The sequence below is a fragment of the Nocardia sp. NPDC004068 genome (assembly GCF_042874315.1).
Taxonomy (GTDB): Bacteria; Actinomycetota; Actinomycetes; order Mycobacteriales; family Mycobacteriaceae; genus Nocardia.
This window is the reverse complement of record NZ_JBIAMW010000013.1, coordinates 54,915-68,467: the sequence shown is the minus strand read 5'-3', so window position 1 is coordinate 68,467 and position 13,553 is coordinate 54,915. Positions and strand designations below refer to the sequence as shown.

At 68.6% G+C, this 13,553-nt stretch carries 14 protein-coding genes; 7 read left to right on the top strand and 7 right to left on the bottom strand.

The features are described 5' to 3' along the window. Positions 1 to 13: 13 nt before the first annotated feature. Together ACFYTQ_RS28685 and phoU are read left to right on the top strand one after the other, a co-directional pair. Positions 14 to 2,185 carry an LCP family protein gene (locus ACFYTQ_RS28685; RefSeq protein WP_387367721.1) on the top strand — a complete coding sequence of 724 codons (2,172 nt, stop codon included), beginning with the start codon at positions 14 to 16 and terminating at the stop codon, positions 2,183 to 2,185. Positions 2,186 to 2,236: 51 nt separating this feature from the next. After that, entirely contained in the window at positions 2,237 to 2,908 is a 672-nt protein-coding gene (gene phoU, locus ACFYTQ_RS28680) for a phosphate signaling complex protein PhoU (protein WP_387367718.1), read from the top strand. Here phoU and ACFYTQ_RS28675 read toward each other — a convergent pair. The 7 genes from ACFYTQ_RS28675 to ACFYTQ_RS28645 all read right to left on the bottom strand — a co-directional run bounded on the left by ACFYTQ_RS28675 (position 2,905) and on the right by ACFYTQ_RS28645 (position 10,033). Beyond that, positions 2,905 to 4,179, bottom strand: a complete 1,275-nt coding sequence (locus tag ACFYTQ_RS28675; RefSeq protein WP_387367715.1) for an MFS transporter — start codon at positions 4,177 to 4,179, stop codon at positions 2,905 to 2,907. The genes phoU and ACFYTQ_RS28675 overlap by 4 nt on opposite strands. A 73-nt stretch (positions 4,180 to 4,252) precedes the next feature. Further along, positions 4,253 to 5,029: a phosphate ABC transporter ATP-binding protein PstB gene (pstB, locus tag ACFYTQ_RS28670; RefSeq protein WP_387367712.1), complete on the bottom strand. Its 777-nt coding sequence runs from the start codon at positions 5,027 to 5,029 to the stop codon at positions 4,253 to 4,255. A 19-nt stretch (positions 5,030 to 5,048) separates the two neighbouring features. Next, a complete protein-coding gene (pstA, locus tag ACFYTQ_RS28665; protein WP_387367710.1) occupies positions 5,049 to 5,951 on the bottom strand; it encodes a phosphate ABC transporter permease PstA in 903 nt (300 codons plus the stop codon). Next, positions 5,951 to 6,931 (bottom strand): phosphate ABC transporter permease subunit PstC, encoded by a 981-nt coding sequence (pstC, locus tag ACFYTQ_RS28660; protein WP_387367707.1) that lies wholly within the window; start codon positions 6,929 to 6,931, stop codon positions 5,951 to 5,953. Before pstC ends, pstA begins: the two co-directional genes overlap by 1 nt. An 88-nt stretch (positions 6,932 to 7,019) precedes the next feature. Further along, positions 7,020 to 8,141, bottom strand: a complete 1,122-nt coding sequence (gene pstS, locus ACFYTQ_RS28655) for a phosphate ABC transporter substrate-binding protein PstS (RefSeq protein WP_387367704.1) — start codon at positions 8,139 to 8,141, stop codon at positions 7,020 to 7,022. Between the two features lie 216 nt (positions 8,142 to 8,357). Then, entirely contained in the window at positions 8,358 to 9,266 is a 909-nt protein-coding gene (mshD, locus tag ACFYTQ_RS28650; protein WP_387367701.1) for a mycothiol synthase, read from the bottom strand. Next, the gene (locus ACFYTQ_RS28645; protein ID WP_387367698.1) at positions 9,263 to 10,033 is read right to left on the bottom strand and encodes a winged-helix domain-containing protein; all 771 of its coding nucleotides are present in this window, start codon (positions 10,031 to 10,033) and stop codon (positions 9,263 to 9,265) included. Before ACFYTQ_RS28645 ends, mshD begins: the two co-directional genes overlap by 4 nt. 217 nt (positions 10,034 to 10,250) lie before the next feature. Between ACFYTQ_RS28645 and ACFYTQ_RS28640 the strand changes: the two genes are divergently transcribed. The 5 genes from ACFYTQ_RS28640 to ACFYTQ_RS28620 all read left to right on the top strand — a co-directional run bounded on the left by ACFYTQ_RS28640 (position 10,251) and on the right by ACFYTQ_RS28620 (position 13,440). Then, on the top strand, positions 10,251 to 11,051 hold the full coding sequence (locus ACFYTQ_RS28640; protein WP_387367695.1) for an LmeA family phospholipid-binding protein: 801 nt from the start codon (positions 10,251 to 10,253) through the stop codon (positions 11,049 to 11,051). Continuing rightward, complete coding sequence (locus ACFYTQ_RS28635; protein ID WP_387367692.1) at positions 11,048 to 11,500, top strand: thioredoxin family protein; 453 nt, start codon at positions 11,048 to 11,050, stop codon at positions 11,498 to 11,500. Before ACFYTQ_RS28640 ends, ACFYTQ_RS28635 begins: the two co-directional genes overlap by 4 nt. Before the next feature lie 264 nt (positions 11,501 to 11,764). Continuing rightward, positions 11,765 to 12,265 (top strand): DUF4395 domain-containing protein, encoded by a 501-nt coding sequence (locus tag ACFYTQ_RS28630; RefSeq protein WP_387367689.1) that lies wholly within the window; start codon positions 11,765 to 11,767, stop codon positions 12,263 to 12,265. 30 nt (positions 12,266 to 12,295) lie between these two features. After that, on the top strand, positions 12,296 to 13,129 hold the full coding sequence (locus ACFYTQ_RS28625; RefSeq protein WP_387367686.1) for a sulfurtransferase: 834 nt from the start codon (positions 12,296 to 12,298) through the stop codon (positions 13,127 to 13,129). A gap of 5 nt (positions 13,130 to 13,134) precedes the next feature. Then, positions 13,135 to 13,440 (top strand): DUF1416 domain-containing protein, encoded by a 306-nt coding sequence (locus tag ACFYTQ_RS28620; RefSeq protein WP_387367683.1) that lies wholly within the window; start codon positions 13,135 to 13,137, stop codon positions 13,438 to 13,440. The last annotated feature ends 113 nt before the right edge of the window (positions 13,441 to 13,553 follow it).

Below are 13,553 nucleotides of genomic sequence, written 5' to 3'. Positions count from 1 at the left end.
GCGAGGTTCGTTGGTGGGTGACGACGATCGGCGTGGGCAGCCGCCCGGGCCCGGAGGTCGCGCCCCCTGGGAGCGCTACGCCACAACCGAGAGCGACCGGCCGTCCCGCCGCAACCGCCACGCCGAGGAGACCCCGTCCGCCGCGGGCCCGGTCACGGTGCACGACCTGGTGCAGAAGGTGGACAGCGAGCGCATCGCCGACCTCCCCACCGACAGCACCCTCCCCGCCCAGTCCACCGGAACCGATTCGGCCCCAACACGTTCCGCGCACCGCGCCCCCGCCTCCAACGAGCCATCGGCTCCTCGTTCCGTGCACCGCGCCCCCACATCGGACGAAGCCGCCGCCGCGCGGGCCGGACGCCGCGCGCCCGCATCGGATGAACCGAGCGCCCCACGGGCCGGACATCGGGCCCCCACATCGGACGAACCCGCCGCCCCACGGGTCGGACATCGCGCCCCCGCATCGGATGAACCCGCTGCCCCACGGGCCGGGCATCGGGCGGCCGGGGCCGATGAAGCCGGGGGGCAGCGGGGCGGGGCGCGCACGGCGGTGGTGGATCAGCCGACCGACATTCTGCCGTTGGCGGATCCGGACGAACCGCCGCCGGGGGTGGCGCGGGGGCGGGGGAAGGCCGAACCCGCGGTGGTCGGGAAGGCCGCGATGTCGCGGCTGGCGGCGAGCAGGCAGCGGCGGGTTCGGCGGGTGCGGTTGATCGCTCGGGGGACGACCGCGGCGGTGGCCGTGTTCGCGCTGGTGTTGACCGGGGTCGGCTGGAACTATCTGCGGGCCACCGACGGGGGGTTCAGCCGGGTGTCGGCGGTGGACGAGAACTCCAGCGACATCGTCAATCCGGCCGGTCAGCTCGGCGACGAGAACTTCCTCATCATCGGCAACGACACCCGCGCGGGCGCGGACGGTCAGATCGGCGCGGGCACCACCGACGACGCCGAGGGCGCGCGCGCCGACACCGTCATGCTGGTGAACATCCCGGAGAACCGGCAGCGCGTCGTGGTGGTCTCCTTCCCGCGCGATCTGGACATCTCCCGCCCGACGTGCGAGGGCTGGGACAACGAGAACCGCCGCTACACCGGCACCACCTTCCCGCCCGCGATCGGCGACAAACTCAACGCCGTCTACGCCCTCGGCGGCCCCAAATGCCTCACCTCGGTGATCTACAAACTGTCCGGCCTGAAGATCAACCACTTCATCGGCCTGGACTTCAGCGGCTTCCAATCCATGGTCGACACGGTCGGCGGCGTGGAGGTCTGCACGTCCAAACCGCTGGTCGACGACGAACTCGGGACCATCCTGCCCACGCCGGGCAAGCAGATCATCAACGGCTCGACCGGACTGGACTACGTGCGCGCCCGGCACGTACAGGGCGAGTTCCGCAGCGACTACGACCGCATCAACCGGCAGCAGCGGTTCATGTCCTCGCTGCTGCGCAGCGCGCTGTCGAACAAGACGCTGTTCGATCCGGGCAAGATGAACGCCTTCATCAACGCCTTCTCCGGCCACGCCCTGATGGACAACGTGAAGGTCAACGACCTGCTCACGCTGGGCCGTTCGCTACAGAAGGTGGACGCCGGGGCCATCACGTTCCTCACCGTTCCCACGGCCGGAACCACGTCCTACGGCAACGAGATTCCGCGCGAGTCCGATATCAGGGCGATCTTCAACGCGATCATCGACGACCAGCCGCTGCCGGGCGAGAAGAAACCGCTCACCCCGCCGCCGACCACCGAGGCGCCCGCTCCCAAGCGGCTCACCGCGGTCGATCCGAGCACGGTCTCGGTGCAGGTCTCCAACGGAACGAGCGTCGGCGGCACCGCGGCCACGGCCGCGAACAAGCTGGCCAATCAGGGCTTCCAGATCTACAACGTCGGAAACTATTCGAACGCACCGGTTTCCACGACGAAGGTGCGCTACTCCGCCGGGCACGAGAGCGAGGCGGCGACGGTCGCCTCCGCGATTCCGGGCGCGACGCTCGAGACCACGTCGAGTCTGGGCAGCATCGTGGACGTGGTGCTCGGCACGGACTACGCGGGCACGGTCCGCGCGCCGGTCGCCTTCGGCGAGCCGCTGCCCGACGTGCCCACCTCCGCCGGTGGCTCGTCGGAGACCCCGGCGCCGCTGCCGTCGGATCTCGAACATGTCAACGCCGCCGATGACCTGTGTAAATAGTTCACTCACCGTTCGTGACTCGGTCAGTGTGAGGAACTACTGTTGGGTTCCATGCGTGTCATCTACAACGAACAAATGGCTGATCTCGCCAACCTCCTGGGCGAGATGGCGGGCCTGGCCGGCTCGGCCATGGAGCGCGCGACGCAGTCGCTGCTGCAGGCCGATCTGACGCTCGCCGAGCAGGTGATCACCGAATACGACCGGATCGCCGAGATGAACACGCTGGCCGAGGAGAAGGCCTTCGCCCTGCTGGCGTTGCAGGCGCCGGTGGCCGGGGACCTCCGGCAGGTGGTCAGCGCGATCCAGATCGTCGCCGACGTCAACCGCATGGGCGCGCTCGCGCTGCACGTGGCCAAGGTCGCGCGGCGACGGCATCCCAATCACGCCCTGCCCGAGGCCGTCAACGGCTACTTCGCCGAGATGGGCCGGATCGCGGTGAGCATGGGCGCGTCGGCCAAGGAGGTCCTCGAGACGCGCGACCCCGAGCGGGCCGCGCAGCTCACCGAGGAGGACGAGGCGATGGACGACCTGCATCGCCACCTGTTCACCCTGCTCATGGATCGCGAGTGGAAGTTCGGCGTCGCCGCCGCCGTGGACGTCACCCTGCTGGGCCGCTACTACGAGCGCTTCGCCGACCACGCCGTCGAGATCGGCCGCCGCGTGGTCTTCCTGGTAACCGGTGTGCTGCCGTCCGAGGTCGACGCCGAGGCCGAGCGCATCTAGTCCCGCCCGGCCCGCCGGGGCAGCAGCACCGCCACCGCGAGAGCACAGGCCAGCAGCGCGCCGACGGCCACGAAGGAGGCCGTCTGCGCGCCCGCCATGGCGGCCGTCTTCATCGCGTGCACGAGATCGGCCTTGGCCCCGGCGAACAACGAGTTGATCGGCGCGCGAACGACTTCCAGCACGCTGATCGGGGTGTCGCGGGCGATGGACTTCTGCTCGGGCGTCATGATCGCGTTCGGGATGGCGTCGATGCGCGCGCCCACCCGGTCGGTGTAGACCGAGGTCATGATCGAGCCGAGCACCGCGACGCCGAGGGTGCCGCCGACCTCGCGGGTGGTGTCGTTGACCGCGGATCCCGCGCCCGCCTCGGCCTCGGGCACCGCGTTCATGATGGCCGCGGTGGCCGGGCCCTGCACCACGCCGAAGCCGATGCCCATCAGCACCATCGACACCAGAACCGTTCCCAGATAAGGCGTTTCGACGGTGACGCGGCCCGCGAGGTACATGCCCGCCGCCAGCGTCAGCAGGCCGGTGACGATCGTCGCGGTGACTCCGAGGCGCTGGGCCACGAGAGTGGCTGCGGGCGCGCCGATTCCGACCGCGGCCGCGAACGGCAGGGAGTGGATGCCGAATTCCAGTGCGCTGTACTCCTTCACGCCCTGGAAGTACTGCGTGATGAGGAACAGGAAGCCGAAGGCGCAGAAGTAGGACACGGTGATCGCGACCGCCGGAATCGAGAAGCGGCGGATCCGGAACAGGCGCACGTTCAGCACGGGTGAGTCGACGCGCAGCTCCCACGCGGCGTAGGCCACCAGCAGCGCCAGCGAGATCGCGTATCCGGCGAGGCTGATACCGCTGAGCCAGCCGTGTTTCGGCGCCTCGATGATCGTCCACACCAGCGTGGTGACCGCGACGAGCGACAGCGCGATTCCCATGACGTCCAACCGCCCGCCGCGCGCGCTCCGCGACTCCGGCACCACCACGAGCACGGCCACGACGGCGGCCAGCGCGACGGGCACGTTGATCCAGAACACCGAATGCCAGCTGAAGTAGCGCAGCAGATAGCCGCCGGTGACCGGACCGATGGCGACCGCGACCCCGGCCATGGCCGTCCACAGCGCGATCGCGGCCGCCCGCGGACGCGCCTCGGGGAACAGGTGGATGAGCAGCGCCAGGGTGGCCGGGAACACCGCGGCCGCGAAGACGCCCATCCCGGCCCGCGCCGCGATCACCTGCCCGAGCCCGGTCGACAGCGCCCCGAGCCCGGACATGACGGGGCGGCCCCGGCAGATGCCGGGGCCGCCCTGCGTATTCTGTTGGGGGACTGCGCTTTTCGCCGAGAACTCAGCCGAACCGGCCGGAGATGTAGTCCTCGGTCTCCTTGCGGGCCGGGTTGGAGAAGATCTTCTCCGTCTCGTCGATCTCGATGAGCTTGCCGGGCTTGCCTTGGGCCTCGAGGTTGAAGAAGGCGGTCTGATCGCTCACGCGCGCGGCCTGCTGCATGTTGTGCGTGACGATGACGATGGTGAACTCCTTCTTCAGCTCGGCGATCAGATCCTCGATCGCGAGCGTGGAGATGGGGTCCAGCGCCGAACAGGGCTCGTCCATCAGCAGCACGTCGGGCGAGACCGCGATCGCGCGGGCGATGCACAGGCGCTGCTGCTGACCGCCGGACAGGCCGCCGCCCGGCTTGTCGAGGCGGTCCTTCACCTCGTTCCAGAGGTTCGCCCCGCGCAGCGAGCGCTCGGCGACCTCGTCGAGCTCCTTGCGGTTGCGCACGCCCTGTAGCTTCAGCCCGGCCACCACATTGTCGCGAATGGACATGGTGGGGAACGGGTTCGGGCGCTGGAACACCATGCCGATGGTGCGCCGCACGCCGACGGGATCCACGGCGGAGCCGTAGATGTCCTCGCCGTCGAGCAGCACCGCGCCCTCGACGCGGGCGCCCGGGGTCACCTCGTGCATGCGGTTGAGCGAGCGCAGCACCGTGGACTTACCGCACCCGGAGGGACCGATGAAGGCGGTGACGCTGCGGGGCAGCACGGTCAGCGCGACATCGGCCACGGCGTGGAACTTGCCGTAGTAGATGTTGAGGTCTTTGACGTCGATCCGCTTGGCCATGTCGAATATCCGTTCGCTTCTATCGGTTCCGCGTGAGCAGCCTGTTGACGATCGCCGCCCCGAGGTACAGCACCGCGATCATGAGAATGAGCGTCAGGGCCGCGCCCCACACCCGCATGCGTCCGGCGGGTTCGGGGTTGGCCAGCTCCTGGTAGATCATGAGCGGGAGCGACGCCATATTGCCGTTGAAGATGTCGGTGTTGATCGACTTGGAGTAGCCGACCAGCACCAGCACCGGCGCGGTCTCACCCATCACGCGGGCGATCGCGAGCAGCATGCCGCTGATCATGCCGGGCAGCGCCGTGGGCACCACGATCCGCACGATCGTCTTCCACTTCGGGATGCCCAGAGCGTACGAGGCCTCGCGCAATTCGTCGGGCACGAGTTTGAGCATCTCCTCGGTGCTGCGGACGACGACGGGCAGCATCAGCAGCACCATCGCGAGCGATACCGCGAACGCGCTCTGCGGCAGGCCGAACGTGGCGATCCACAGCGCGAAGACGAACAGCGCCGCGACGATCGAGGGCACACCGGCGAGGATGTCGACCATGAACGTCGTGACCTTGGCGAGCCAGCCGCGGCCGTACTCGACCAGGAAGATGGCCGCGAGAATGCCCAGCGGCACCGCGATGACGGCGGCCACCGCCGACTGCACGATGGTGCCGTAGATCGCGTGGTACACGCCGCCGCCGTACTGATCGGGCAGAATGCCCTTCTGCGACTTGGTGAACCAGCCGTTGCGGGTGATCGCGTGCAGACCCTTGTTGAGCACCAGGACCAGCACCCAGCCCAGCGGCACCAGCGCGATCAGGAAGCTGAGCCACATGACCACGGTCGCAATGGAATTGCGGACCTTGCGGCTCGCGCTGACCTGCCGGAAGGCGGGCGCCTTGACCGGACGATCGAGTGTGGTGGCAGACATCAGCCGTTCACCTTCCCGCCGGCGGCGATCCGCGCGAGCGCGTTGACCACGAAGGTCAGCACGAACAGCACGAAACCGGCGGCGATATAGGCGCCGGTGGGCAGCGCCTGACTGAATTCCGAAGCGGCCGAGGCGATCTTCGAGGCGAAGGTGTAGCCGCCGTCGAACAGCGACCAGTGCCCGGCCTGCGCCGAGGTGCGCAGCACCACGAGGACCGCGATGGTCTCACCGAGCGCGCGGCCGAGCCCTAGCATGGATCCGGCGATCACACCGCTGCGCCCGTACGGCAGCACGGTCATCCGCACCACCTCCCACTTGGTGGCGCCGAGCGCCTGCGCGGCCTCGATGTGCGCGCGCGGGGTGAGGTGGAAGACCTCCCGGCTGACCGAGGTGATGATCGGCAAGATCATCACCGCGAGCACCAGGCCCGCGGTGAAGATGGTGCCGCCGCCACCGATCGAGACATTGCCGTCGGAGAACAGGAAGAACCAGCCCAGATTGCGGTTCAGCCACTCCTGGAACGGCTCGATCTCCCCGGCCAGCGCCAGGTAGCCCCACAGACCGAACACGATCGAAGGCACCGCCGCCAGCAGATCCACCAGGATCGCGAACGGCCGGGCGAGCACCTTCGGCGCGTACTGCGTCAGGAACAGCGCGATTCCGACGCCGATCGGCACCGCGATCACCAAGGCGAAGATCGAACTCAGCACCGTGACCATGAACAGGTCACGAATACCGAACCGCAGGTGATTGGCATCGGAGGTGTTGAATTCGGTGCTGGTGAAGAAGTTCGCCTCGTTGGCGCCGATCGACGGGACGGCCCGGATCAACAGGAACAGCGCGATCAGCGCGATGGCCGCGACGATGGTCGCGCCCGCCGCGGTGGCCAGCGAGCGGAAGATCGTCTCCGCGCGCGTGTTGTGGCTCTTGCTGCTCTCGAGGTTCGTGCGGCCCGGCCCGGTCTTGCTGTCGCTCGGCATGGAGGCAGTATCTCCGCCCGCCCGCGGGCCGGTCGAGTCCGACTGGCCCGCGGTGACTTCGTCGTGAACGGTCATGTGAGTTCCGCGATCAGGAGATGGCGTTGATGGCGGTGGTCAGCTTGGTCTTGAAGGAATCCGGGATCGGCACGTAGCCGGCCTGGTCCAGACCGTTCTGACCGTTGTTGATCGCCGAGGTGAGGAACGCCTTGACGGCCTTGCCGGTGTCGGCGTCGCTGTACTTCGAGCAGACGATCTCGTAGGTCGCCAGCATGATCGGGTAGGCGCCCGGATCGGTCGGCTTGTAGAACGAGCTGGTGTCGATGACCAGGTCGTTGCCCTGCCCGCTGATCTTCGCCGCGGCGACGGCCTTCTGGGCCGAGTCGACGGTCAGCTCGACCGGCTTGACGGCGGCATCGGTGAGGATGCGCGCGACCGACAGGTTCTGCGACTTGGCGAACGACCACTCGTTGTAGGTGATCGCACCCTTGGTGTTCTTGATCGCGGCCGAGGTGCCCTCGTTGCCCTTGGCGCCCTCACCGATACCACCGGCGAACGCCTTGCCCGCGCCCTTGCCCCACGCGCCGTTGCTCGCGGCGTCCAGGTACTTCTGGAAGTTGTCGGTGGTGCCCGACTCGTCGGAGCGGAAGATCACGTGGATGTCGGAATCCGGCAGCTTCGACGCGCTGGCCGTGTTCAGCTTCTGGATCTCCGGCGCGTTCCACTTGGTGATCTGGCCGTTGAAGATCTTGGCCGCGGTGGGACCGTCGAGCGCGAGATCGGTGATGCCGTCCAGGTTGTAGGTCACGGCGATCGGGCCGAACACGGTCGGCAGGTTCCAGGCGGGGGCGCCACAGCGGGCGGCGGCCTTGTCGGTCTCCCCCTTCTTGGCGTCCAGCGGGGAGTCCGAACCACCGAAATCGGTTTGGCCGCCGACGAATTCGTTCACACCCGCACCGGAGCCGCTGGAGGTGTAGTCCAGGTTGAAGCCGTCGCAGTTGGACTCGTAGGCGTTGACGAAGCGGTCCATGGCGTTCTTCTGCGCCGAGGAACCGCTGGCCTTCAGCGACTTCTTGCCGCCGCAGGCGACGCTGACCTTGCTGCCACCGTCGCCGCCCGAGTTCGAGTTGTCGTCGCTGCCACACGCGGACAAGGTCAGGGCAGCGCTCGCGGCCAGCACGCCGACCAGGGCGCTGCTGCGCTTGAGATTCACCTAATTCCTCCGGGAATCATCGGTACGCGCCCGATCCCTCAACGACCGGGCGGGTGCTGTGGCGCGCGCGTTCGCGGGGAACTTGCGCACCAGGCAGCGGAGAGCCGCCCACAGCCAACCTAGATTCGACCGGTTGACAGTTGGACCAGGGTAAGTGAACGCGGGGTGAACAACCCGGCGCGATTGCGTCTTATATGTGTGACATTTGCCGCACAGTTACTGGCGGGCGGCATAGGCCACGTCGACATGGGCCGGTTCGAAGCCGAGCCGGGTATAGGTGCGCACGGCCGCGGTGTTGTCGGCCTCGGTGTAGAGCAACACCTCGGACAGGCCGCGCTCGCGCAGGTGGTGCAGGCCCGCCAGGGTGAGCAGGCGGCCCAGCCCGCGCCCCTGCGCACCTGGGTCGATCGCGACGACGTAGACCTCGCCGACGGGCGGATTCTCGTCGTCGTGCACCTTCGTCCAGTGGAAGCCCAGCAGCCGGTCCGGCGCGGCCGGATCGAAGGCCAGGAACAGGCCCTTGGGATCGAACCAGGCGGCCTCCCGGCGGACCGCGATCTCCGATTCGCTCCAGCCCCCTTGTTCGGGGTGCCAGTCGAAGGCGGCGTTGTTGACGCGTAACAGTTCGGCGTCGTCCTCGGGCCCGGCGTAGGTGCGGATCGTGATGCCCTCGGGCACCGCCAGTTCCGGTAGCTCGGGCGTTGCCAGCGAGCGTCGCATCTGCCACAGCTCGCGCGCGACGGTCAGCCCCAACCGCCCCGCGACGGCCCGCGCCGGGGCGAGATTCCCGTGCGCCCACACCCGCGCGCCCGGCCCGCCCGCGGCCAGCACCGCCGCCACGAGCGCGGCCCCGATGCCCCGCCCGCGCGAACGCGGATCCACCACGGCCTCCGCCATCGCGGGGTGATCCCCGTGCGCCGCAACGAGATTCGCGTATCCGGTCACCACGCCGTCGCGCTCGACCAGCAGATGCCGGGCGGCGGCCGGGCGGGTCAGCGAGAGGATCGCCTGTTCGGAAACGGGTGCGACGCCGTCGGCGGCGGCGGCCCGCTCGACGGTCTCGGCGACGCGGCGCGCGGTCTCGGGGGCGACCTCGTCGGACCAGCCGGTCAGCGGCGCGGTCACGACAGCGACCCGTTGACCTGCGTCAGCTGCGAATCGTCGGTGCCGTCGGGATTGTCGTCCTCGTCCGGAAAGGCCGGGGCCGCATCGCCTTTCGCCGAGCGCGCCGGGCGCACGGCCTTGTACCCGACATTGCGGACCGTGCCGATGAGCGATTCGTATTCGCTGCCGAGCTTGGCGCGCAGCCGCCGCACGTGCACGTCGACCGTGCGGGTGCCGCCGAAGAAGTCGTAGCCCCACACCTCCTGCAACAGCTGGGCGCGGGTGAACACCCGGCCCGCGTGCTGGGCGAGGTACTTCAGCAGCTCGAATTCCTTGTAGGTCAGATCGAGCGGGCGGCCGCGCAGCCGGGCGGTGTAGGTGCCCTCGTCGATCACCAGTTCGCCCAGGGTGATCTTGCCGCTGTTCTCCGGGCTCGCGGCCCCGCCGTTGCGCGCCACCAGCAGGCGCAGCCGGGCGTCGAGTTCGGCGGGCCCGGTGCCGGGCAGCAGGATGTCGTCCAGACCCCAGTCGGCGTTCACCGCGACCAGACCGCCCTCGGTCAGCACGGCCACCACCGGAACCGACGAGCCGGTGCTGCCGAGCAGTCGGCACAGCCCGCGCGCGGCGGCCAGGTCGGTTCTCGCGTCCACCAGCGCGACGTCGGCCGTCCCGGCCTCGAGCAGCGAGGCCACCTCGGTCGGCGCGGGCCGGACGTTGTGCGGCAGCAGCGACAACGACGGCAGCACCGACTCCGGATTCGGGTCGGAGGTCAGCAGGAGCAGCTCCATCAGCTCTCCTCCCAATCTCGGCATGTCCGCGGCAACCTCGGTGTCATTCGCGATTCCATGCTCGTTCGCACAGGTAATCCGTGCCTACATTAGCGCGTGCACGCCATCGACCACGCATTCCGGGCAACCGACGCACCCCGCGGGCTCGAGCCGCGCTCTGTACCAACCGATATCGTGCGTGCATGCGTTGTTCACCCGGAATCGAGGGCCGTCGTCCATGCGCAAGGTGATCGTCGGGGTGCTGCTGGTGCTGGCGCTGGCGGTGGTGGCCGATTTCACCGCGGCGGCCTACACCGAGTACCGGGTGTCGCGGGCCCTGCGCGCGGGCGGCGATCTGAGCGCCGACCCCGAGGTCACCATCCACGGTTTCCCGTTCACCGTCCAGAGCTGGCGCGGCGACTACCGCAACGTCGAGATCCGGGCGCGCGCCAATCATCCCGAGATTCCGGGCGAGATCCTGGTCGAGGCCACCCTCAACGGCGTGCACATCCCGGTCGACGACCTGGTCGGCGGCAATCTGCGGGCGGTGCCGGTGGATCAGGTGGCCGGGCGGATGCGCATCGACTCCCTGGAACTGGGCCGATTGCTCAATATCCCCAACCTGTCGCTGACCGGACCGCCCGCCGACAAATCCGACGGCACCGGCGGCTCGGGCGGCACGGGAATGACCACCCAGGGCAATACCTATCTGCTGACCGGGACGATCGCGCTCGGCCCGGAGGCGCGCAGCACCGCGCGGGTCAGCGTCAAGGTGAACCTGCTGCTCGACGGCGACCAGGTGCGCGTGGTCGCCACGGATATCTATCGTGGTGAGGAGGCCGACACCACGACCGCCGCGCTGAACAGCCCGGATCTGGACAAGACCGCGGTGCTGGCCCGTTTCACCAGGACCATCGACACCCGGGATCTGCCGTTCGGCGTGCATCCCACCAAGGTCCAGGCGCTCGGCGGCGACATCATCGTCGAGGGCGAAGGCGAGGACATGACGATCGATATGAACAGGTTTGCCCGATCATGACGCAGATCACGATTCTGGTGCTGGTACTGGCCGCCGGGCTGGCGGTGGGCCTGGCCTACCGCCTGCGCGAGGGCCGCGTGCGCACCTCGTCGCGGCGCATCGAGACCTCCGACGACACCCGGACCGAACTGCTCGCCGCGGTCGGCGTGCGGGGCGAGGCCCCGGCGGTGGTGCACTTCTCCGCCGAGTGGTGCGGCCCGTGCGCGGCGGTCCGGCGGGTGGTGGCCGGGGTGGTCGCCGATCTGTCGCAGACCCCGCAGCCGCCGCAGGACGTCGAGGTCGACATCGACGCCGAACCCGCGCTCGCCAAGGAACTCAACGTCCTGTCGCTGCCGACGACCTTCGTCTTCGACGCCCGCGGCCGCGAGCGATTCCGCATCTCCGGGGTGCCGAAGGCGGGTGACCTGCGCAGCGCGCTCAGCCCGCTGACCGTGCCCGAAGCCGCTTAGGTACGCGAGTTCCGGACCCCGGGTCCAATTCCCGCGCCGAACCGGGTAAACTGCTTCTCGTGCAAACCCGCCGAGAGCTGATGCTCACCCGACGCCGCACGGTCGATCTGTGCCGGCTCGGCGGTTGTTGCTGCCTGTGCATCTAGCCGGTCGGCCTTTCGCACCCTCCTTCTGACGCCGACCGGTTTTTCCACCGTCCGATGATCCCGTTCTTCCACCGGATCCGTTGACAGCCGAAATCGATTGCAGCGCAGGAGTTTTCCGATGTCGGAGCACACCGCTACCCCCGATAGCCCGTTATCGTCCCGAATCCCCGAAGGCCACGTCGACGTGCGCGGCCCCCGCTTCGCGGCCTGGATCACGACCGGCGTGCTCGTGCTGGTCCTGATCGCCGCCGCGTTCTCGACCCCGCTCGCCGCGGTCCTGATCGGCGTGCAGACCGTCGTCTTCGCGCTCGGCGCGCTGAACGGTCCCCGGCGCAGTCCCTATGGATGGCTGTTCGCCAAGGTGGTCGCGCCGCGCGTCGGCCCGGCGCCGGAGACCGAACCGGCCGCGCCCGTGCGGTTCGCCCAGCTGGTGGGCTTCGTGTTCGCCGCGATCGCCTTCCTGGGCTTCGCGTTCGGCAGTGGCCTGGTCGGTACGATCTTCACCGCCTTCGCCCTGTTCGCGGCGTTCCTGAACGCGGCCTTCGGCATCTGCCTGGGCTGCCAGCTCTACCCCTTCGTCCAGCGGCTGATCCCCCGCCCCACCGACTCCCCGTCCTAGCCCGGCAAGTCACATCTCGAAAGGAACAACATGGCTCGCTCCGATGTCCTGGTCTCCGCAGACTGGGTCGAAGAGAACCTCAACACCCCCGGCGTCGTGATCGTCGAGGTCGACGAGGACACCTCCGCCTACGACACGGGTCACATCGAGGGCGCCGTCAAGCTCGACTGGAAGCAGGACCTGCAGGACTCGGTGCGGCGTGACTTCGTCAACCGCGAGCAGTTCTCGGATCTGCTGTCGGCGCGCGGCATCTCCAACGACGACACCGTCGTCCTCTACGGCGGCAACAACAACTGGTTCGCCGCGTACGCGTACTGGTACTTCAAGCTCTACGGCCACCAGAACGTCAAGCTGCTCGACGGCGGCCGCAAGAAGTGGGAGCTCGACGGCCGCCCGCTGTCGCAGGACGCGGTGAACCGCCCGGCCACCACCTACAAGGCCGGTGACCAGGACCTGTCCATCCGCGCCTTCCGCGACGAGGTCATCGACGCGATCAACAGCAAGAACCTGGTCGACGTCCGCTCGCCCGACGAGTTCTCCGGCAAGATCCTCGCCCCCGCGCACCTGCCGCAGGAGCAGAGCCAGCGGCCCGGCCACATCCCCGGCGCGATCAACGTGCCGTGGAGCAAGGCCGCGAACGAGGACGGCACCTTCCGCTCCGACGAGGAGCTGAAGCAGATCTACGGTGACGCGGGCCTCGACGACGGCAAGGAGACCATCGCCTACTGCCGCATCGGCGAGCGGTCCTCGCACACCTGGTTCGTGCTGCACGAACTGCTGGGCCACCAGAGCGTCAAGAACTACGACGGGAGCTGGACCGAATACGGCTCCCTCGTCGGCGCGCCGATCGAGTTGGGAGCGTAATCAACATGTGTTCTGCACCTACCCAGGGTCAGGCCTTACCGGCCAACGTGGACGTGGAGAAGGAGACCGTGCTGACCGGTCGCGTGCTCGACGGCGAGGGCAACCCCGTCGGCGGCGCGTTCGTCCGGCTGCTGGACTCGAGCGACGAGTTCACCGCCGAGGTCGTGGCCTCGGGCACCGGTGACTTCCGCTTCTTCGCCGCGCCGGGCGAGTGGACCGTGCGCGCGCTGTCGTCGGCCGGCAACGGCTCGGCGAAGGTGACGCCCGAGGGCGCGGGTATCCACACCGTCGACGTCACGGTGGCGAAGTAGCGCGATACGTCACAGGAAACAGCCCCGGGAGCGTTGTTCCCGGGGCTGTTTCGTTAGACTCCACTCGTGGTCCTTGCCTTCGAGATTCTGCTGGTTCTGGTCTCCGTCCTGAT